The 21,738-nt window shown below is 37.1% G+C and carries 22 protein-coding genes; 12 read left to right on the top strand and 10 right to left on the bottom strand.

The genetic code is table 11. The features are described from left to right. Window positions 1–110 precede the first annotated feature (110 nt). The gene (locus tag H8B21_RS08685) at window positions 111–761 is read right to left on the bottom strand and encodes a histidine phosphatase family protein (RefSeq protein ID WP_130140448.1); all 651 of its coding nucleotides are present in this window, start codon (window positions 759–761) and stop codon (window positions 111–113) included. Window positions 762–844: 83 nt separating this feature from the next. Between H8B21_RS08685 and H8B21_RS08680 the strand changes: the two genes are divergently transcribed. Next, on the top strand, window positions 845–1,270 hold the full coding sequence (locus H8B21_RS08680) for a GNAT family N-acetyltransferase (RefSeq protein WP_190313386.1): 426 nt from the start codon (window positions 845–847) through the stop codon (window positions 1,268–1,270). A 336-nt stretch (window positions 1,271–1,606) separates the two neighbouring features. On the opposite strand, the gene H8B21_RS08675 is transcribed toward H8B21_RS08680, so the two are convergent. Beyond that, window positions 1,607–1,804 carry a DUF6965 family protein gene (locus H8B21_RS08675; protein ID WP_223814925.1) on the bottom strand — a complete coding sequence of 66 codons (198 nt, stop codon included), beginning with the start codon at window positions 1,802–1,804 and terminating at the stop codon, window positions 1,607–1,609. An 83-nt stretch (window positions 1,805–1,887) separates the two neighbouring features. Between H8B21_RS08675 and H8B21_RS08670 the strand changes: the two genes are divergently transcribed. Then, window positions 1,888–2,142: a hypothetical protein gene (locus tag H8B21_RS08670; RefSeq protein ID WP_190313384.1), complete on the top strand. Its 255-nt coding sequence runs from the start codon at window positions 1,888–1,890 to the stop codon at window positions 2,140–2,142. A 529-nt stretch (window positions 2,143–2,671) separates the two neighbouring features. Here H8B21_RS08670 and H8B21_RS08665 read toward each other — a convergent pair. From H8B21_RS08665 to H8B21_RS08655, 3 genes are all read right to left on the bottom strand, one after another. Beyond that, complete coding sequence (locus H8B21_RS08665; RefSeq protein ID WP_190313383.1) at window positions 2,672–2,902, bottom strand: NUDIX domain-containing protein; 231 nt, start codon at window positions 2,900–2,902, stop codon at window positions 2,672–2,674. Window positions 2,903–3,012: 110 nt separating this feature from the next. Further along, window positions 3,013–3,498 (bottom strand): very short patch repair endonuclease, encoded by a 486-nt coding sequence (locus tag H8B21_RS08660; protein WP_190313382.1) that lies wholly within the window; start codon window positions 3,496–3,498, stop codon window positions 3,013–3,015. Between the two features lie 82 nt (window positions 3,499–3,580). Further along, window positions 3,581–3,844 (bottom strand): hypothetical protein, encoded by a 264-nt coding sequence (locus H8B21_RS08655; RefSeq protein ID WP_190313381.1) that lies wholly within the window; start codon window positions 3,842–3,844, stop codon window positions 3,581–3,583. A gap of 314 nt (window positions 3,845–4,158) precedes the next feature. On the opposite strand from H8B21_RS08655, the gene H8B21_RS08650 reads away from it, so the two are divergent. The 9 genes from H8B21_RS08650 to H8B21_RS08605 all read left to right on the top strand — a co-directional run bounded on the left by H8B21_RS08650 (window position 4,159) and on the right by H8B21_RS08605 (window position 16,685). Continuing rightward, window positions 4,159–5,247, top strand: a complete 1,089-nt coding sequence (locus tag H8B21_RS08650; RefSeq protein ID WP_190313380.1) for a DNA cytosine methyltransferase — start codon at window positions 4,159–4,161, stop codon at window positions 5,245–5,247. A gap of 13 nt (window positions 5,248–5,260) precedes the next feature. Further along, window positions 5,261–6,226 (top strand): HaeIII family restriction endonuclease, encoded by a 966-nt coding sequence (locus H8B21_RS08645; RefSeq protein WP_223814924.1) that lies wholly within the window; start codon window positions 5,261–5,263, stop codon window positions 6,224–6,226. 321 nt (window positions 6,227–6,547) lie between these two features. Beyond that, on the top strand, window positions 6,548–8,737 hold the full coding sequence (locus tag H8B21_RS20590; protein ID WP_223814923.1) for an AAA family ATPase: 2,190 nt from the start codon (window positions 6,548–6,550) through the stop codon (window positions 8,735–8,737). Between the two features lie 2 nt (window positions 8,738–8,739). Continuing rightward, on the top strand, window positions 8,740–10,224 hold the full coding sequence (locus H8B21_RS08630; protein WP_190313379.1) for a 5-methylcytosine restriction system specificity protein McrC: 1,485 nt from the start codon (window positions 8,740–8,742) through the stop codon (window positions 10,222–10,224). A 4-nt stretch (window positions 10,225–10,228) separates the two neighbouring features. Continuing rightward, window positions 10,229–11,668 (top strand): putative phage abortive infection protein, encoded by a 1,440-nt coding sequence (locus tag H8B21_RS08625; protein WP_190313378.1) that lies wholly within the window; start codon window positions 10,229–10,231, stop codon window positions 11,666–11,668. 100 nt (window positions 11,669–11,768) lie between these two features. After that, entirely contained in the window at window positions 11,769–12,878 is a 1,110-nt protein-coding gene (locus H8B21_RS08620; protein ID WP_190313377.1) for a DNA cytosine methyltransferase, read from the top strand. After that, window positions 12,859–13,932 (top strand): HD domain-containing protein, encoded by a 1,074-nt coding sequence (locus H8B21_RS08615; protein WP_190313376.1) that lies wholly within the window; start codon window positions 12,859–12,861, stop codon window positions 13,930–13,932. The genes H8B21_RS08620 and H8B21_RS08615 overlap by 20 nt, the downstream gene beginning before the upstream one ends. Continuing rightward, window positions 13,913–15,727: an ORC-CDC6 family AAA ATPase gene (locus H8B21_RS08610; protein ID WP_190313375.1), complete on the top strand. Its 1,815-nt coding sequence runs from the start codon at window positions 13,913–13,915 to the stop codon at window positions 15,725–15,727. Before H8B21_RS08615 ends, H8B21_RS08610 begins: the two co-directional genes overlap by 20 nt. Continuing rightward, window positions 15,720–16,685, top strand: coding sequence for a hypothetical protein (locus H8B21_RS08605; protein ID WP_190313374.1), 966 nt, complete (start codon window positions 15,720–15,722; stop codon window positions 16,683–16,685). The genes H8B21_RS08610 and H8B21_RS08605 overlap by 8 nt, the downstream gene beginning before the upstream one ends. 39 nt (window positions 16,686–16,724) lie before the next feature. On the opposite strand, the gene H8B21_RS08600 is transcribed toward H8B21_RS08605, so the two are convergent. Genes H8B21_RS08600 through H8B21_RS08580 form a run of 5 tightly spaced genes read right to left on the bottom strand, consistent with a single transcriptional unit; the run spans window position 16,725 to window position 19,202 of the window. Next, window positions 16,725–17,180: a YbjN domain-containing protein gene (locus H8B21_RS08600; RefSeq protein ID WP_190313373.1), complete on the bottom strand. Its 456-nt coding sequence runs from the start codon at window positions 17,178–17,180 to the stop codon at window positions 16,725–16,727. After that, a complete protein-coding gene (locus H8B21_RS08595; RefSeq protein WP_223814922.1) occupies window positions 17,165–17,866 on the bottom strand; it encodes a hypothetical protein in 702 nt (233 codons plus the stop codon). The genes H8B21_RS08600 and H8B21_RS08595 overlap by 16 nt, the downstream gene beginning before the upstream one ends. Beyond that, window positions 17,841–18,320, bottom strand: coding sequence for a hypothetical protein (locus H8B21_RS08590; protein ID WP_190313371.1), 480 nt, complete (start codon window positions 18,318–18,320; stop codon window positions 17,841–17,843). The genes H8B21_RS08595 and H8B21_RS08590 overlap by 26 nt, the downstream gene beginning before the upstream one ends. Before the next feature lie 37 nt (window positions 18,321–18,357). Further along, window positions 18,358–18,738, bottom strand: coding sequence for a thermonuclease family protein (locus H8B21_RS08585; protein ID WP_190313370.1), 381 nt, complete (start codon window positions 18,736–18,738; stop codon window positions 18,358–18,360). Beyond that, entirely contained in the window at window positions 18,735–19,202 is a 468-nt protein-coding gene (locus tag H8B21_RS08580; RefSeq protein WP_190313369.1) for a hypothetical protein, read from the bottom strand. Before H8B21_RS08580 ends, H8B21_RS08585 begins: the two co-directional genes overlap by 4 nt. 921 nt (window positions 19,203–20,123) lie before the next feature. Here H8B21_RS08580 and H8B21_RS08575 point away from each other — a divergent pair. Continuing rightward, window positions 20,124–21,737: a TlpA family protein disulfide reductase gene (locus tag H8B21_RS08575; protein ID WP_190313368.1), complete on the top strand. Its 1,614-nt coding sequence runs from the start codon at window positions 20,124–20,126 to the stop codon at window positions 21,735–21,737. Window position 21,738 lies beyond the last annotated feature (1 nt).

The raw sequence follows: 21,738 nt of genomic DNA, 5'->3' as shown, positions 1-21,738 counted from the left end.
TAAAGGTATTTGTGTTTTTTAGGAAAATTTCAGGTTGTTCACCGGCGGACAGCAGGTGTTCGGTAACGAACAAAAAAAATCCTGAAGCGGGAAGCCTCAGGATTTTTTATTTAAGGATTTGCAATAGGATACATAAATGATGTATCACTTAATCTTTTGATTATTCTTTTACCCCTATTATCTTGATACAAAAAAGAAACACCCCCGCTTGTTCCATAGAGGTCAATTTTGTTGAGCAACTCTATATCCAATCCAAGCCACATCGCATTAAATATACTTAGTGTATCGCCATGAGATACGATGATTATATTTTCTTCCTCATTAGTGATGATCTCTTCATAGAACGGTAGTAATCTTTTCCAAACATCATATCTCGATTCCGCATCAGCGAAGCACTTATCATAAACCGTCAATTCTTCTTGTTCTATATTGTCCTTGAGCCATTGTACAGATTTGCCGATAGCTGCTCCAAGCCCTCGTTCTTTTAGCGATGCTGTTAATTTAGGAAACAGCCCTAATTTTTTTCCTACAATTTCAGCTGTTTGTACCCCTCTCTTCAGAGTAGAAGAATAGATAACGAAGTTTTCATGGTGAATCGTTTGCTTCAAGTGACTAGAAATATTTTCCGCTAAGCGCTTCCCTTTTTCAGAAAGTTCCCAATCCGTCCATGAACCAACCATTCCATTGGTATGATGCACAGATTCGGGATGTTGAATAGTTATAATATTTTTTCTTTTTATAGCTGTCGTGTTTGATTGCATTTTCTACTCATGTTTTAAACGATGAATCACAATGTAGTGAATTTTATGTTTATGTTTGTTTATTTATTAACAAACGTTGAACTATGGAAATTAAAGAACTCGATCTTTCTAATATTGATCATACTATTCGCGAAGAAATTATAGCATTATATAGACAGCTAAGTCCGGGAAAAACGTATCAGGATATATCCCAAGTCTTGCGGGCGGACAATGGCGTTTATCTCATAGGAGGTTTTCAAGACGGGAATCTAGTTGGTATTGCGTCAATGGCTGTCTATTGTGTTATATCCGGACATAAAGGTTGGATAGAAGATGTCGTTGTCGACAATGCATACCGAGGACAAGGTATCGGTAGGAAATTGATAGAATATCTGCTCAAGTATTCTAGAGAAATGAATTTGACGGAAGTGCTTTTATTTACAGAAAGCCACCGTATTGCAGCACGTAAGCTTTATGAAAATCTTGGGTTTAGAATAAAGGATAGTTCTATTTATGTACTGAAGCATTAATACGTACATGCAAAAGTGCTCAAAGCACTGTTCACCGGCGGACAGCAGGTGTCCGGTAACGCGCAAAAAAAATCCTGAAGCGGGGAGCTTCAGGATTTTTAACTAACTAACCAATTATAAACCTAAATTATGAAGTACAAATATAACGACTAAAGCACCCATTTCGTTTCTTGTAAGTGTATATTTACCACATATTAACAAGTGCTTCGTAGTATATGTCGTATTTCCTTTACCATAGGCACATCTGCCTCCGCCCAATCATAGTTTTTTAATTCATCGTGAGAAACCCAGATTGCCTGCGCGTGCTCGGCAATAGTTAGCGAACTACTTAAGTAACTATCTCGTTACCTCATAAAACTTAACTAGCCTCAAATAAGCCGGGCATTTTGTTATATCTTTCTTCCACAAATCCACTTCAATAAACTGTATCCTTAGAAATTGCTCTACGTCCTGCAGTATCGCATGCGGTTCTAGTTTAACGGGCGCGGTGAATTGCTTACCCTGCAAAGCCTGTTTTAATTCATCTATTGTCATGACGTAAAGGTAATCGAACCTACTGACATTTTTTAACATTTTTGCTACCGCATAATTACTAAAATAATTAGTAATTTTGAAGAATGAAAGAAAAAGAGATTACTATCAGGGGTAAATCTACCGTTATTCAATATGAATTAGTATCCAGAAATGGGTTTGTACAATCTGTGGTAGAATGGGGAAACGGTAACCAGACGACATTTTATAAAGGAATGTACACTCCAGGAGTATGGTTTGCGAAAGATATACCTCAAGATCTTATTGATCTAATGGCGGAGATATTCGATAGTGAAGAAGCTACTGTAAGTAATGATTATAGGTTTGGCTATAGAGAATAAACCCTCACGCCGGGCAACATCCTTTAAAACCAAAAGCTAATTTGGTAAATTTATTGTTTCAGACCAAATTGACTATTTCGGATTTGCTTTCATGATGCTATCGGGTATTTATCTTTTTATCCTTCGGTATATACCCAAAATGGCTTTAGATTATGTTGTGATTGAACAATACTATCGGTATCACGTTCAATGTGAAAGACAGATTAAATAAGGGTTTGCAATTCATAGTTCAATTAGACGACGTGATGTCGGTTTACACTCAGAGCAGGAGGAAAATTTCTCCTGCTCTTTTTCCAAAGCGAACCCCATGCCGGGCGACACGGGGTTCTTAACGCCACCCAGAGATAATTATACTACGCTGTTTTAGGGCGGCGCTAACCGAATTGTTTAAATTTATTGAATATTTACAGAAAATCAAAACGTCGTGAAATTTTTATGGCTTGGGAAAAGAAGAACCCCACGTTCGGTAGACATGGGGTTCGGTGTGTCGCCTGACACCTACATCAAGCGACTACATTTTTTACCTGCTCTAATATAGAGATAACTTATTTAAGTCGGAAATATGTAATATAAATAACACCCCCAACATCTGATGTAGCTCTTCGTGGATTTCTCTTTTCAAGCAATTTTCTTTGCTTTCGCCATCCTCGATCTTGCAGCCCGGAAACTCCCATTTCAGCGGAAGCTTCATTCGCTTGGAGCGTTGACAGATCAAGACTTTGTTATCATGTTCTATAATGGCACAGCTTACGTGAAGCATAAAGTAAAGATAGAGCTTTTTAGATTAATCAACTCCCCCTTTTTTCTAAACTAGTATTCTGTATTTATCTGAAAAACAAATTGATAAGATTTTAGAACTCCCCCTAAAACCTACCTATACATCCTTCTCGTTTCCAGGAAAAGCTCAATCTGGTTCAGTACCTTTGGAAGATCTTTTAGGATATCCTGCGACCAGAAACGGAACACCGTATACCCCATATTCCGCAGAGTACGGTTTGCGAGTTCGTCCTTCTGCATGTTGCGTTCGATCTTTGGTATCCAGAACAGACGGTTGGATTTAATCTGGTCGCGTCTCTTTTTCCATTCGAAGCCGTGCCAGAATTCACCATCCACGAAGATGGCAAGTTTATATTTCTTAATGACGATGTCGGGAGAGCCCGGCAGGCTTTTGTCATGCAAACGGAAGCGGAAATTCTTCGCCCAGAGAGCACGCCGCAAGATCATTTCAGGTTTCGAGTTCTTTCCCTTGATGGCGGACATGATATGGCTACGCTGCTTAGTAGTATAGAAGCCAGCCGATTCCTCAAAACGCGGAACCTTTATTATTCTATGTTCCTCCTCATCGTAGCTTTGCATGACGTAAATTTACGTAATTACTTGCATTTAATGGAAGAACGGATTCGACGTCTGTTTTGTTTTTCTGGAAAATGGGATACAGTTAAATCTCGGTATTAACTGCTAATGACATATCCTTCACATAGTTTTCTCCCATATAGCCATTCCAACCCTCACGGCTCCGCATCACTACGACAAAAACGCAGATAACCGCATGCTCTTTTTTCAGCGGCTCATAACCTTCGGCAATGCTATCCTCATCAAGGAATAGTCCATGCACATCATTCCATGCAAGCCATTCGATAAGTTTCTCGCGGGACATAGCGTTTACTTCTTTCAGAAGTGCATCTTCTGATAACTCCATCAACTGGTATCGCCAATCAGTAAGCCTCTGTTCTTCAGGAACGATGGGATAGGGACTATGGGCGTAGTAGTGTTTTGTCATAGCATATTTCAGTTTAAATAGCTCATAATTTTTTCAAGTATAAATATACTAAAAATTTTAGTTTTTATAAAATATTTGTATGTTTGTTTCAAGAATGCTCACTCGAGAGAAGAAAATACGACAGCTTTTTTTGAAGAATGTTGAGATGTTTGTGGATGTGGATAAATTAGGAAGCGAAAACCATTACTCTCTCGTGTACTTTATTTAGTTTTGTTTCACTCTTAATATTGTAATTTATGAAAGTTGTTTCCTTTTTTGCCGGTGCAGGCGGTCTCGATCTTGGTTTTGAACAAGCGGGGTTTGATGTTGTTTGGGCAAACGAATATGATCGAGATATTTGGAGCACGTATATAGATAATCATCCAAATACAGTATTGGATAAACGAAGTATTGTTGATATCCCATCTGCTGAGGTTCCAGATTGTGATGGGATTATTGGTGGACCGCCATGCCAAAGCTGGTCAGAAGCCGGTGCGAAGAAAGGAATAGCAGATAAACGAGGACAGCTATTTTATGAATTCATACGGATACTCGCAGATAAAAAGCCAAAGTTTTTTTTAGCAGAGAATGTTTCCGGGATGTTGTTAACCACACATAAAGAAGCGTTAAATAATATTAAGCAGATGTTTCAGGATGTAGGGTACACACTTTCTTTCCAGATGTTAAATGTTGCTGACTATGGTGTGCCCCAAGATAGGAAAAGAGTTTTCTTTATCGGCTTTAGAAATGATTTGAATATCGAATTCGCATTTCCTAAACCCACTCATATTGGTAAAAAAGTGACGCTTAAAGATGCAATAGGCGATCTGGATAATTCTGTTGTTCCCGCAAAGCCCGGCAACCTTAGTAACCTTGAGGACTGCATAGTGCCAAATCATGAATACATGATCGGTGGTTTTTCTTCTATCTATATGTCGAGGAATAGAGTTAGATCATGGGATGAAGTTTCTTTTACGATACAGGCAGGAGGCAGGCACGCACCGCTACATCCGCAAGCTCCTAAAATGGAGTTTGTAAAACAAGACGTCAGAATATTTGTCAAAGGAAAAGAAGAGTTATATCGTAGGCTTAGTGTTCGAGAATGTGCGAGGATACAGACTTTTCCCGATACGTTCGTTTTTGACTACAAGTATGTTGCGGCAGGTTATAAAATGATTGGAAATGCTGTGCCAGTTCAAATGGCTAAAATTCTTGCAGAGAGTATCGAAAGGCAGATAAAGAATATATCGATCAATCGTCCGCGCGTAACAAAAAGGGTAATAGGTCTAAATGGCGATGCGGTAAAGAACAAACTGAATATAATTTTAGATGGCATAACTGTTTAATTCAATTTTAAGGATGGCTAACAAACAAACGATAAACGGTAAAGCTTTCGAATATGCTTTACTAACGGAATTTCTGGAGAAACTTAGCTTGGTTACTAAGGTGATCGTGATAGAGAATGATCCTTACCGCGCAGCTAAAGGGTATTTCGAAGGGTTTTCAGAAAAGGATCAAGGCTCCTTTAGATTGTATGCCAGTTTTGCTGTTAATTTTTTAATTGATCTAGAACCTCGGTTAGCGAATGGTATTGATGGAAGCGATATCTTGACATTAGAACTTGTCTCTGATAAGCAAGGACAAGCCGGGGATGTAAGAGATGTGTTGGCTATTAGGTTAAATCAACATTGGGAAATTGGGATATCTGCCAAGAATAATCATAGAGCAGTTAAACATTCAAGATTATCACATAAGCTTGATTTCGGAGAGAAATGGTTAGGGATACCCTGTTCTGAACAATATTTTGCTAATATTCGTCCTATTTTTCAGGAACTTGCTGTACTCCGAAAGCAAAGTGGTGCTACCAAAACATGGAAGAGCCTCGGTAATTATCATGATTCTGTATATGTCCCAGTTTTGGATGCATTCAAAGAAGAGCTTATCCGCTTAGACAGAGAGAATCCGGGAGTTGTTGCCAGAAACTTGGTGCAGTATTTAGTTGGACAGCAAGATTTCTATAAAGTTATCAAATCTAAGGGACAGGTGGAAATTCAAGCCTATCACCTATACGGAACGCTCAATTTGCCGTTTGGCACCGTGAAGTCTAAGGCCAGGGTTGACCGACTAAAATTGCCTACGAGATTGATTGAAATCGTTTATCAAGAGAATTCTAAAAACACACTGCTTGTTACGCTCAATGATGGTTGGCAGATTTCATTTAGAATTCATAACGCTAGCTCAAGGATAGAGTCTTCTTTGAAGTTCGATATAAACCTAATTTCTTCTCCACATACACTATTCACAAATAAGTTATTTGTAAATTAAGGTGTTTCTTCCGAAACAGGACGACGGGTTGATATTTTATTAACTGTTTTTTTGACTTGAATTGAGCGCACTATAATTTCAATAGCGCATTGAAATTTATTCTTTATTTGGATATATCTCTTCTACATCAATCAAAAAGTATTGTAACGGCTCTTAAGTGTCATTGTACGTTAGATCCTTCACGTTACGAACTATTAACGTTCCTACAACTTATGCCACAACAAGCAACTATTATTCCGTCGGTGGATTTCGTTTGAATGAAATTATCCCCTATATTTACCGTTACACAACAAGCCATTAATAATTTAATAATACACACTATTGAATAAGTTGACGCTACAACCCGATAGTCTGATCGCAGGCCAAGAATACTATTTTGAAAAAGGACGTGAAGCCTTAAAAAGATGGTTGGATCTTAACCTCTCAACTGAAGATATTACATCTTTGGGAGAGTTGGTTCTAGATTATCAAGCGTTTGTTAGAGCTACCCTCAACGGTGAGCTTGAAGAGGCGAGAGAAGCAATCTTTGAGGTGATTTCTTATTGCGACACGCATGCCCGAGATAAAAAGAAATACAATAAATATAGCGATAATCGCGTGTTGGCAAAGGCGGCCATCAGAATGGGACCTTGGGTTAAACATGTTTTCAACTACAAGTATCATACGCCGAATACAAACATAGGCGTGAGGTATGCCTTACAAATGCTATCGATACCGCTGGAAAACATCAATATACTGAGCGTCGACCATCGAAAATTTATTGCAGATTATTATCTGGGAGAGCAATACAATGAATCCACATTTGTCTCCGGATTAATATCACAGGTTGACAGCGAAACGAGGCGTCAAATACCCAATGAGGATAATCTGACGGTGTCAATTGCTAAACAGATATATAAGGAGAAGGAAAACTGGTTTCCAAAAATCAATAATTTCGCAGCGCTCAAACCGATCTTGGAAAAGCATATTTTCGACAATCAATTGGATATTGCTATAGGTCACAACAATCCGAAAGAATTTTATTGGTTGGTAGATAGTACAGGCTTGTTCGATTCCTTGGACGCTCACTACGAGATTCACAAAGATAAAGATGGCAAAATATCGGTAGATCTTCATTTCGAAGGCGCGTCAAAAGGCAATAAGGAGTTATCGAGCCTTTTTGGTGAACTTCCAGATTACTTAGAACGTAAACCTTGGCAGGGAGTACAAGCCATCAGCCATACTCGGAAATTTGATCTGAATACCCTGGATCTTATTGAAGGACTGTTGGAATGCTACAATGAACTCTACGATAGCACTGCCGATACCTTACTGAAAAAATTAAAAGAACGATTTCCTCATAAAGCATTAACTATGGACTTGACACCCACTGAACAAAAAGCGTCAACATTGCTTGCCTACAAGAAGCAGATCATCCTTCAAGGCCCTCCAGGTACTGGGAAAACCCGCGCGGCCAAGCGTATAGCGGAGGTTCTTTTAAAGATCGATGGCGATAAAGTTTATCAAAAGCCGAAAAAAATTGATGAAGCAGATTTAAAGCGATTTATAACTGTTGGTTTAAAATTACGGAGTGTTTCCGATTACTCCGACTATGAGGTTATGGAGATCACCGATAGTAGCTTTAAAGTCAAAACGCTGAAAACAGAGAAAGTCTATCCCGCATCTTTCGCGAGGATAATATCATACTATGAAGATGAGAAATGGTCAAAAGTAGGTACAATCAAGTGGGGTAATGACTCCTATGAAGCTGCCCTTGCCAAATATGTACAGGAACAACTCGAACTGGAAGAACAGGTCGAAACCCTTCAAAACACCGAGAGACTACGTATTTTACAATTCCATCCTAGTTATACATACGAAGACTTTGTTCGCGGCATTTCCACGGACACTAATGGAGCCAGTATTATGTACAAAGCTACGAACCGAATCTTGGTCGATATGGCAGACAAAGCGACCTTAGATCCCACGCGTAATTATATCCTTATTCTAGACGAAATCAATCGGGCGAATCTGTCCTCGGTATTAGGCGAACTCATCTATGCCCTTGAATACCGGGGGCACGAAGTGGAATCTATGTATGCTCTCAACAACTCCAATAAAATATCGTTGCCGGGAAACCTTTATATTATCGGTACGATGAACACCGCAGATCGCAGCGTCGGCCATATAGACTATGCAATACGGAGGCGTTTCGCGTTCGTCGATCTACTGCCCGAAAGATTAACAGATACTGATGAGATCTGGTTCAACACAACAGGATACGAAAAAGTAGCGAAACTATTTAACCGGAATAATGTCAGCAACGAATTTGATGTCAAGGACGTGCAATTGGGGCATAGCTATTTTATCGTTAAAAAAGAAGATACCGTCGATGCCAACAGTCGAGATGAATTGTTCAAATTAAAAATGGACTATGAGATTAAACCGATACTTCGCGAATATGTTAAGGATGGTGTTCTGATCGGTAAGATCGAAGCGGAAGACGTATCGGTCTATATAGACAACTTATAGCCATGGGGTTTATATTAAGAGAACATGTTAGCGGCGAGATTCTCCAGAATGACGATATAGCCGAAAATATTTTCGATGCCGCTTCGTTGAAGCTTTCGTTGGCCGCTAGCAGTTTTTTGCAATACCGTAATCTAAGGAGCAAACTCTTTCGACCAAGACAAAATTGTTATGAAGTTTCGCACTTTAAGGAAGAAAACAGAATCGTCATACAGCCCGGTTATTTTATCGGCGTGGATTGGTTGCTCAGAGGCGAACGGTATATACAGGTAGAACCGAAGGTCAATTCGAAAACAACGAAATTCTTTAACGACCAAACTAATGTGGCCGAAGAAGATGTTGAGTCTGCTGAGCGTAATGAGGAGCAAGCGGAGCAGGAGTTGACCGACATCAAAGGCGAGTTCAAAGAAATAAACTTTCTCAAGATGATTCTCGAGGTGATGGCCGACGCCACTGTTTCAAAAGAATGCGGCGACCTCGTCAAGATAGAGTGGGACGAGATATGTGTTCCCATTTCCCAAGAGCAGGACCAACTTACACCTTTTCTGGTGGTGCAGTACTTACAACTTCTACAGCGCATCGTACGAAAGGGACTTAAAAAGTCCTATTACAATGTGCAGGAAAATCTTAGCAATCGTGTCAAAGGCAAAATCTTGGTCTCTGAGCAGATAAAAAATAATATCCTGCGTAACCGACTTACACAAACCCATTGTTCGTATCAACAGTTTGGAGAAGACAGTATCGAAAATCGATTTCTCAAAAAAGTGTTGAGCTTTGTCGCTAGCTACGTGGAGAATAATAAGGACATCTTCAGGAGCAACGAAGGTGCAATCTTACACCTTGTAAACTATGCTCGTCCGTCTTTTGAGCATGTCGGTAATCAAATTGCCGAAGAACAGCTCCGCCATTTAAAGCATAATCCGTTCTTCAAGGAATATAAGGAGGCGATCCAGATCGGTCAGTATATCCTAAAGCGGTTTGCCTTCAATATTACCCAAACGACGGAGAAAAAGGTAAAAACGCCTCCTTTTTGGATCGATATGCCACTGCTCTTCGAGCTGTACGTTTATCAGAAACTACTGCAAGCAAATGGGAATGACACCGGAAAGATCCGGTATCAATTTTCCACTTATGGCAACGCTTTGGATATCTTAGTTAAAAACGGAAATTATTCGATGATCATTGATGCCAAATATAAATTGCATTATAAACACAGCCATATACATCAAGACATCCGACAGGTAGCTGGTTATGCACGTTTAAATAGAGTCCGCGAAGAGCTTGAAATTAAAGATGATCGCCATATCGATTGTCTGATCATATATCCCGATTTGGAGAATGGTATCGATTTGGAGGATACGGATAGACTCCAAGACGGATTTTCAATCGAGGTTATCCGGAAATGTTTCGAGGATAGCAATCGTCAAATAAAAGCATACCACAGGGTATATAAATTAGGAGTGAAATTACCTATTCATAATTTTAAATAATACTATGCCACCAGAATTGTTTACACTGTATTTTCATCTGGCCTTTGTGGTTATTCTTTTTTCTGTAGTGTATTTTATCCTAACAAAGCCGTTTGCCAAACGAACAGATGAAAAAAAGGAAATGGACGCTGTGAGTCGTTATTTATTATGTATTGGATTTTTATTAATTATTTTCTCCTTTTTTGCTCCCTATTTTATTATTCAATACCTAACTCTGCAAGGTGGTGATGAGAGCGCAAGTCCAAAAAGCATCTATGATATTTCTGGTCCTTTAGGCGATACGATAGGAGGGGTTATGAACCCATTTGTTGCCATGGCGGGCGTTATTGTCACTGGACTTGCTTTTTATATGCAATATAAGGCAAATAAAGTGGTTCTTATCGCCAACGATCAGTTAAAGGAACAGTTTAAACTGCAACAATTCGAATCGCAGTTCTATGAAATGTTGCGCTTGCACAAAGAAAATGTAAACGAAATGGAGATTAACGGCTATGAATATAGTTTTTTCAACGACAGTACAGAAAAAGTGAAGGATAGTAATATTAACAAAAGACGAGAAGATAAGGTGACTTATGGGAGAAAAGTTTTTGTTACCATGGTTAAAGAAATATGCGCAATTTACTTGGTTGTAAAAAGAGCATTCGTTTTATCATACCCTAATAAGATTAAGGAAAATGATGTAATGATCTTTATGACAGACATAGATCGGAAAAAGTATTTTCGGTTAGCTTATGAAATATTTTTGGAAGGATACGATTCTTATTTGGAATCTATAATACACTTGAAAGCGAAGTTCGACGAAGTTTTTTTGAACAATTTAAAATTAGAGTTGAAATCATTGAGATCTGAACACATGAAAGGGGAGCTGTCGACAGATATTCACGATTCTAAGAGAAAGAAGAATTACCTTTATGGCGACAATAGTTTAGTAATAAGACATTTTCAAGGTAAACTTCCGACAGTGGATTTGAAACTCTATTTCAATTACAAACCTTTTTCAGGACATCAGAGTCGTTTGGGTCACTATTATCGGCACATGTTTAACCTTGTAAAACACGTGGTACATCAATCACCTAATTTGCTTTCGTACGAAGAAAAGCGCAAATATCTCAAAATTTTCAGAGCACAGTTGTCAAACCACGAGATTGTATTGCTTTACTATAATTGGTTAGGTGGGTATGGAAAAGCTTGGGAAGAGAAACGGATTGAGGGGAAAAAGCGAAAACGTTACTTTACTGATTATAGGATCCTGCACAATCTTGACAAGAAGCTTGTTATGGCTGAGTTTGATCCTACTCGAGAATTTAAAAAGAAAAGATACCGAGAGTTCGTCTATAAGGGTAATAACCCTTCTAAAGATAAACTATTCGCCATTGATGGCATACAAAGTATACTAAATGATGTAGAAAATCAAAGAATTAAAAATGGCGTAGAAAATGTTTAATTCTGTATCCACTTTTTTTAATCAAATAATAATTATATTTTAGGGTCTATTATTAACTTTGCTTTCTTAATTTTCGGCGTTTTATACTTTGGAAACCTCAATGTCAAAAATAGATGTAGTAAACCAACAGCAAGATTTTCTAGCAGTTGATATCTTTAGTGGTGCCGGAGGACTGAGTCTGGGGGCCGAGATGGCAGGCATCAAAGTTTTGGTGGCTGTAGAGAAAGATAAAAGTTCTGCCCTTACCTTTAAAAAGAATCATCCGCATAGTAAGGTTATCATTGACGACATTCGGAAAATTGATCCATTGAAAGTAGCCCCCAAAGATCCATTCATATTGTTTGGGGGACCACCGTGTCAAGGTTTTTCCTCATCAAATACCAAAAGCAGGAATTTGGATAATCCCAACAACCATCTCTTCCATGAATTTGTTCGATTTGTCCGTGTTTTAGAACCAAAATGGTTTTTGTTCGAAAATGTAGAGGGGATAACTACGTTTGACAAAGGAAATACAGTTGTACAGATTAAAGAGCTCTTTGAAGAACTAGGGTACTCTACCAATGAAAAGGTACTTTGTGCAGCAGATTATGGTGTGCCGCAAAACCGTAATCGATTCATCATGGTTGGGAATAGAATAGGAATTGATTTTGTCTTTCCAAAGCCTTTTGAGCAGAAAATTACTGTTGGCGATGCCTTTGAAGATTTACCTTCATTAAGCAATGGCGATTTGAAAGACAAGTTGCCTTATGGAGCTCCTATTTCTAAGGGTAACCAGTATGCTAAATTGATGCGGTCGGGGTTAAAGAAATGTAGGCAAAACCTTGTGTCTCGAAATAAGGAATACGTAATCGAACGCTACAAGTATATAAAACCCGGACAGAATTGGCAAGCTATTCCGGAAGAACTGATGCAAAATTATAAGGATAGAAACAATTGCCATAGTGGCATCTATCGAAGACTCGATCCTACCAAGACTTCTGTTGTAATATCCAATTATCGCAAGAATATGTTGATACATCCTTTTGAGGATAGGGGACTATCGGTGAGAGAAGCGGCTAGGTTGCAGAGTTTTCCTGATAATTTCTGTTTTGAGGGTACTTTGATAGAAATTCAACAACAAATAGGAAATGCAGTTCCGCCTCTTTTGGCAAAAGAAATATTTAAAAAGATTATTGAATGTAATACCGAATATGGATCTAGGCGAGTTTAAAACTATAGAAGAATATTTTTTGAAGTTGGATGGAAGTAAACCTCATATCTTTCCTTCTAATGAAAACTATGTGACGAGATATGCATATATGTCGGATCAATTCAATACAAAAATTCATCCTTATGTACAAATGGGAGCGATTTCTTATGATGGAGGATATCTTAACGATCATGGACCTGACCATATAAAGAAGGTGATTTTAAGAGCTTCTGAATTGTTGAAAGATACTAGTGAGAAACTGTCAGAATATGAGATATATATATTGCTTATGGCAATTCATATCCATGACGTGGGTAATATATTAGGAAGAAATGGACATGAAATTAGATCAATTGATGTTATTAAAGAATACGGAATCCAAGCTGGACAAGATAGAATAGAGTGGGACTGTATATTTGAAATAGCTGAAGCCCATGGAGGAGATATCAAGGATAAAATTTCAGATTTGAATGAAGATAGGATATTAGATTTTGATGTCAGAAAACCGCTTTTAGCCGCGATTCTAAAATTTGCGGATGAGCTTTCGGAAGACAGAACTCGTGCAAGTAAACTGCAATTGATGGCAAAACAGATTGTTCCGGAAGCTGAGATTTACCACAAATTATCTTATTCTCTACATTCTGTAAAGATTGACAGTAGAGCAAGAGAAATAAAATTATCTTTTGATATAGAAGAAGACGATTTATGTAAGGAATATGATATGGTTCGGAAAAATGGTGATGATAATGAAAATATCAAAGTTTTTTTGATAGATCAAATTTACAAAAGGACCTATAAGACTTTTTTAGAAAAAATTTATTGTATGAGATTTATGAGGCCACTTATTCAAATCGATAAAATACGTGTTGATATTGTTATTACATTAAATGAAAAGGATGCTCGTGGAAAACCCAAGAAAAATACAATTTTTTATGAGTTGCAAGAAGTTGGTTACCCATCTTATCATAATAATGGAATAGAAGATATATGTCCAGAGTTAATTGGTGCAACAGGTGCAATTGTTTGCGAACAAAGTAAAATTGGAGGAATAAAAGATGTTAGTAGCTCACACTAAAAATCCGTTTCAATATTTAACTCCTGAACAAATTTCAACAGACGAAGCTTTAAATCTTTTTGTTGACGTGTTTAGAGACTATTATAATATTCTAAATAATGGTAACACCTTTATTCACGGTCCTAGAGGATCAGGGAAAAGCATGATGTTTCGAATTATGCGGCCAGATTGTCAGATGAAAAAATCTGACAAATCTTTGAGTGAAATAAATTTTTATTCTGTGCACATTCCGATCAAAGAAACATCTTTGAATATAACAGAACTCCAACTTTTGGAGAATGTGCATGGAAATATTTTGCTGAATGAATATTATTTAGTTTTATATTTTTCAATAAAAATATTTGACTCCTTAGAAAAAGAAGATTTAAAGGCTTATGATAATCAAGATGAAATAAATACTTTTAAAAGTACTTTTGAAAAATTGTTTTATAAAGCGGGATTAGATAGAGAAGATGCGTCTATTAATCCAACTAGTTCTTTTAATGATCTTTTTATGCAAATAAGGGAGAAATGTGAAGATCTCCAAAATGATTTTGTAGTAAAATATCTTTCTAAATTATTAGTTGGAGATAGTAATCTACCTTATGGAGGACCTATTGCTAGATTTCAAAATTTCCTTTTACCATTAATAAAAGCACTAAAAAAAACATCATTTCTACGTGTAGCAAATTTTTATCTGTTGATAGATGATGCTGATGAATTAAATATAACTCAGACAAAAATATTGAATACATGGGTATCAGCTCGTAATACAGAACTTGTCTCATTTAAGATTTCCACCCAACTTAAGTATTTGACATACTTTACAGTGACAGGATCAAAAATAGATTCCCCACATGATTATTCTGAGATAACTCTTAATCAGGTTTATACGTCTGACCAGAAGGAAAGTTATAAAAAGAATGTCAAAGAAATTATAGAGAAGCGTTTGAAGACAATCTCATCTATTGATTGTCAAGCTGAGGATTTTTATCCAAGTAATATAGAGCAAGATGAAAAAGTCAAAGCTCTTCATGATGAATTGTATGCTCAAGAACTTCAAAAAACAGGAAGTACGAAAAAGGCCTATGATTTTGCATATAGAAATGCGAGACCTGAATATATGACTAGGATGAAGAACCAATATACATATAGTTATGCAGGATTTGATCAATTGGTTCATCTGTCTTCTGGTATAATAAGAAGTTTTTTGGATCTTTCTTCCAAGATGTTCACTTCTACATTGAACAATTCATCAGATAAAGTTGTTAATTATATACCGGTTAATATTCAAGATAAAGAAATAAAGGAATACTCATATTCTTTTTTTAATGATGAATTTGAAAAATTATTGGAGGACTGTGATTTAGACGAAGACAGATTAAATAAGCATAAAAAATTACGTAATTTAATTGATTCCGTGGGAAAGGCGTTTCGGATTATCTTGGAGTCAAATAGCTCAGAAAGAAGAAAGTTTTCATTCTATTACGATGGAAACCTTAATACTGATATTAAAGACGTTTTAAAATTAGGTGTAGTTTATGGATATTTTCATTCAGCAACACTTTCTTCTAAAAGTGGCTTAGGAAGATCGAAACTTTATATATTGAATAGAATGCTCTCTCCGTATTATAAATTGGATCCGATGAGTTTTTCCGGTTATCTTTACCTTACAGAGGAGATGTTAAATTTAGCATGTAATAAGCCAAGTGTTTTCTTAGCAAATATCCGAAATAAAAAATATGAAGCTGACCTAGAGGAAAAGCCTCAACAAATGGACTTATTTGAAAACTATGATATTTTAGAAAATGAATAGATTTAAGATTTCAGATTTAAGAGACAATGTTGGAGAAATAGACTTATTCATCACTTCCATCTCATTTGAGGATAGATGTAAGGTCGTATATGATGAGCTTTTAAATTGCAATCTTATACGTCGTAAGTCTTGGGTTGCATTTAACAAAAATGAACAGGAGTTTTTTGAAGGAAATTTTGCTCATTTTCAATCTAATGATAAGGTTGAGTTTATGGAGTTTAGTTCAGATAACCCTTTAGTTTCATACAAAAGTCTGATAGGTAAATTTATATTCAACGAAAATATAGGAAATATCCTAGTTGATATATCTACCTTTACCCATGAAGGGTTATTAATTTTGTTTAAATATTTAGAAATATTTAGAGATTTTTATAAAGGGGTTCGCTTTATATACTTAGGTGTCGAGGAATATTCTTACAAGGAACAAGAAGGTAATAAATGGTTGTCAAAAGGGACCAAGACCATACGCTCTGTTTTGGGGTACCCTGGGGTTTTAAACCCCGCTAAGAAAAATCATTTGATTATTCTTTTTGGATTTGAGTATGAGAGAACGGTTAAACTGATTGAGAGCTTTGAATTCGATAAGGTCAGCATTGGAGTAGGACCAGAGGGCAGTTTGAATTCGAAGCATTATGAATTAAATAGAAAATTGCACTTGGATTTAATCAATAGATATCCTTTTTGTGAACCTTTTGAATTTTCTTTAGATGATTCTATAAAATGTCAACAGGAGATAGAGAAGCAGATTAATAAATATCCAAACTATAACGTCGTTATTACTCCATTAAACAATAAAATATCAACTTTAGGGGCAGGTTTGGTTGCATTACAAAATCCAGTCGTTCAATTATCTTACGTCAGACCTCACGAGTATAATATAAATGCTTATTCTAAACCAAGCGATGATTGTTATTTGTTTTCATTAGAATATTTTGATTTAATAAAAAAAGGTAGCTGAAAATCAACTCACTAATGAGATTAAAAATGGATTTGAAGTCTATTTTTCTTGATGATGATCCAAGACTTTCAATGCCTCATCGAGCGTCTTATTCTCCAATATTAATTGATTGAAAACAGGAATATAGGTGTCGGTATACATGATATTTGGTACAATGATATTCTCAATTAGATTCTCATTGAAATCAATACCGTTACAGAATAAACCAGTTTTAAATCTAATTTCACCATTTGCGTAATCTATTTCGAAATTGCCGAAAGGGAGACGGTAATTGATTTTATTGATAGCGCCAATTAAAGATTCAATTTTGTCTTCTGGTGCTCTTAGACCTATAATGGAAAGGAATACGAAATATTTTGATTTTTCATTAACGTCTGCAACACATTGGAAGTTGCCATTTGATCCGGCTATCCCGAAGAGAATAAGATTTTCATCTTTTCCTTTGGAATAAGACCACTGTTGATTGTCTAAAAAGCTCTTTAAACTGGCAAGCATGAGTATTTTTGTCTATATTTATTGTCCAATATATTTTCTTTCTGTTTTGCCGAAGTATATACTTTTGACATTAGATGAATAGCGTTAATATTGTCAAGACGATAATATGATGCTTCTACATTTGATCCGATATTCATATCGAAACTTTCGTGTAAATTCATGCTTATTTTGCTCCTCATACTAAATGATCCTGTATACATGAAATGCACATCTGCCTTAATCCATGAGGGATGTTTCAATCTGTTGTGTAGAGAACTAGAGGTTATAGTATCGAGTATGGCATCTTTAAGTTTTCCTGTAGAAGGGCAGTCTTCTTTGTCAAAATATGTTTCTTCGGGATAGTAGTTTTTCGGAATATCATGAACTTCCTTTATAGGACTACTAAGCAAAGTATGTCCATGATGTATATCGGTTACGAAAATAGGTTTTTGAGGGATACTTTCAAACAACAAAGTATGAGGAATTTCTCTATTTAAAAACCTATTCAGAGCATGGGCATTCACTTGATAGATTAACCATCTATTTGTTGTTTCATCTCTATCTACCCAATCAAAAATATATAGATCAAAGTACTTTCGATCTTGATATAATGTTATAAGGGGCCCTTCAAAATTGACAATATCTCCAATTCTGATTAGCTGATCCTGTGATAGCTGATTGTTATTGATATATGACAAATTTTCCATTCTCATCAAATATATTAAATATTTCTATTATTTTATTTGATAGGTCAGCATCTTCATACTCATGAAATGTAAAATGACCCGAAACTGAATTAATATCACCAGCTATGCCATCCCCATGATCTAAATTAAGAAGAGCAATTTCTTTGCCATAGTCTTGTACCTGCTTTTCACGTAGGTTACCTCTGAGCTTTGCAGTGAGATTGTTATACTTTTTGGCCGCAAGTTTTAATGATAGAAACATTGAAAGTCCATAACCTTTACACATCTGATCGCTGTCATCCAAAATTCTCTGCGGTGGGGTTTTAATCAAATTCAATGGCATGAAATCACTCATTCCTTCTTGTCTTTTTACCCAGCGGTAAGCAAACATTTCTACCTCGCTATATTTTGTACTGCAAGGACAGTCGGGGAATCGTTCTAAGTACTCTCGATATTTTAATTTTTTGTTTGACATTGCTTTTAATCAATGGTTTAACATTGTAAATCCGTTCCTAAATTATTACTTCTTCTAACTGATCAAAATATTTATAATGCCATGCTAAACCTCCACGGAGTAATTCAAAATTTACATTTATTGAGTCTTGCGCCCATACAATACCCACCGTGCGCCCGTATCTATCTATGTCTTTTACATCCACTGATATGACTTTAGAAAAACATAAATCTGACGTAAATTTTTTAGCAGCATTAGCAAAGTCTTGCCCATTCTCTGGGCAATCAATACCGTAAAGTCGGATTCGTACTTGTGTATTTGTTGAATCAAGTATTGTAATAATATCCCCGTCCGTAACACGAATTACTTTTCCACTCAGATTTTGTGAAAGACATAGGTGAGGAAGTATAAAGAGGAAGTACGCTAATAACCTTTTCATATCTGTATTTTCCCGAACAGTTTCTCAAATTTTTCAAGAATATCCAAATTCATACCGTCGCAAAAATTTATGAACTCTGAAGCCGTGGCTCTTTTTTTATCGTCGGTTGCAAATTTTGATATCTTGTTTCTGGGCATTCCTATAGCAGATTCTACGTCACTCTTAGGTTGTGTGTGGACTAGAAAGAGCTGCGCCGTCGGCGATAAATGACTAAACTTGTCTACAAGAATTCCTTTTTTTCTATTTGGAAATATCTGAGTAATTGAGTTATCAAACTCTTTAAGTGGGACACCAGCGTAATAATTCGAGAGAAAGAGTATCTTATAAAATTCGTCGGCGTATAAAATTGCTGTATCCTCATTGCTTAATGCATTTAATCTATCTTCCGACAAGCCTATCTTCCGCGCAATTTTTGATTTATTCGATTTGTTCTTATCTAAATAGTTTCCCAATGCTGTCTTCATGTTTATGCAAATATTTTACGATAAATGGTTGAAATATTTCTTTATGTCGTATATGTTATGTATGTTTGTGTCAGTTAAACAATAAAGCGACAAAATTTTAGTGGTTAATTCCACCGTTAACGATGTCACTCATGAACGAAACCGTCAATTTCCCCATGAGTAGATCGTGAGCTCGCTTTCTACTGAATTTTCGTATATTTGCGATATAGTTCAGTAGGGCGGCGCTCATGTTAGTCTTCTGGGGAACTGCAACTTCGGTTGTAGGGGTTGCTTGACGGTACCAGTTCAGAAGCTTTGAGTTCCGCCCTACTATTTTTAGGCGATAAAAATCTTAAAGCTTCAAGAGTGAGTCGTTCAATAAATTTTAAATTATGATTGAACGATTAAAAAAAACCAAGCAAAACCATCCAGACCCGATCAAGGATCGCAGTCTCCGGTTTTCCCGTAAACAACTTTACCAGAACGTAAAGCGTTCGCCTGAATAACGTTACCGACAAACAGATCGCGAGGAGAGGAGGAGTATGCTTTTTGTTAAAATCCCTAAAGCCCGGTTTGGGGTGAGACCTCATAAGTCTCAACAAAAGCAAAATACCATCTCAGACTTCGCGTCTGCTACCGACCTCTGATTATCAAAACAAAATGTTTGCCCAGGTCAATTGATCGGTTGTTAAATTCAGCGTCGCACCTAAAGTTATCAACTTTTCTAGTTCCTTGCAAATAAAAATCCCGTAAAATAGGATTATTGTTTTTAGATAAAATTCTTGAGGTCGGTTTTTTCTCAGAATGCGGCGATGCCAAGCGTATCGTAAAAACAACGTAGAGACCGTATAATCCGCATTTTTTTCGATTTAGTTGTGAATCTGTGTCGCTTGAAGTGCAGTTTTTTACTGCACTCGAGCGTCACTTTAAAAATCAGAAAAAATGGAAAAATTATACGAAAGGGAGAGCTATCTCCTTTCCTCAAGCAGATCTTTACGGCATAGTCGCCGCTCAAACATCCACGCGAAATCAGCGTGTAAAGCTAGAAAACGACTAACAAATCAAGAATTTATGCCATCAGAGTATTATACCAGTTATATACCTTTTATAACAGCCACACCGAAAGAGGATTTCATTCCCGTCGGTAATACCAATAGACAGAAAATAGCAGGGGGGGAGCTACTGCCCACTTCCAGTATAGTATTATATATAGCCGAAACAGTGAAGAGCAGAACCATACCTTTTGTGTTGGTATGGTTTTGTTTCATGTTGTTTAATCTATCAGACGCCTGGGCGCAGTCCGCGGAAACGCGGGCTGCCGAAGGGCAAACCGAAATCAAACCGTTGCAGATAGGAGATACCATACCGGAGGAGCTGTGGAACATGCCTTTGCAGGTGGTGAATCATCCGGAAGGAAAGGATACGATTACGCTAAATGACTATCGAGATAAGAAACTGATCATACTGGATTTTTGGGCGACCTGGTGTAAGAGTTGTATCGAAGGATTTCCAAACCTTAGTAGATTGCAGAAGGAGTTTCCGCAACAGCTTGATGTGCTGCTTGTGAATACGGTTCAAACAAAGGATACACCAAGCAAGGTACAGCAACTTTTAGAACGCTACAAAAAAGTGCATGACTACAAACTGGATCTTCCTTATCTTTTGGAGGATACACTTTTTCAGCAGCTATTTCGTCATAAAATAATTCCGCATGTTGTATGGTTGGATGGAGATCTGCGGTTTATAGGGTCAAGCCACAGTTATGAAGTAACCACAAAAAACATCACAGATTTTCTGGAAAACGGACGTATAGATTTCTTTCAGAAAGACGATTACGGCACGGCAAACCGCGGTGAGTCATCTTCCGATGACATCGAGGTTTCCCGATTTTACCGTTACCAAGACGGCCCTCGATCTAAAACACTGAAAACAGACACTGTTGGGGATTATGTAAACTACAATATAGTAAACCAGCCATTGTCCTATATGATTGAATTGGCTTGGGGTATGCGGAACGTTCCGAAGTCGTTATGGATATTTCCGGAAAGTCCAGATGGAGACCGGTTAAGAAGAGCCATAAGAAGACTAAGCTCAAATCCGCCGATTGATCTATTCTGTTATACGTTCAAGACGAGCAATGATAACAGCTTTGATGTGTTCCGAAGGAATTTTCGCCAGGATCTCCAAGACTTTCTGGGCTATCAAATAACGGTGCAAGAAGATAGCGTAAAGGTAAGGGTACTGAAACCTACGCAACGTTTAGCACAGTTCAAAACAACAGGAGGTATACTACAGTCCCAGACTAACCCAGAAAATATGCCCATGTATTTGCAGAATGTACATATTACCGGTTTGCAGATGTATCTATCCAATCTATTTAGGGAGCCGACGCTCGTTGGTAAACACGATATAGATGTAGCGATAGATTTTGAGCTTCCAGATAATCTGTATGAACTGAGCGATACGGACTTGGAAAGCCTGGTACAAGCGATGGGTTTTGACGTGATCCACGAAACTAGGTTAGTGACTACATATCAATTCACGGAAATATTATAGG

This window comes from Sphingobacterium chuzhouense (genome assembly GCF_014692525.1).
GTDB lineage: Bacteria > Bacteroidota > Bacteroidia > Sphingobacteriales > Sphingobacteriaceae > Sphingobacterium > Sphingobacterium chuzhouense.
Note: the sequence above shows the minus strand (reverse complement) of the source record. Positions and strands in the feature narration are given on the sequence as shown.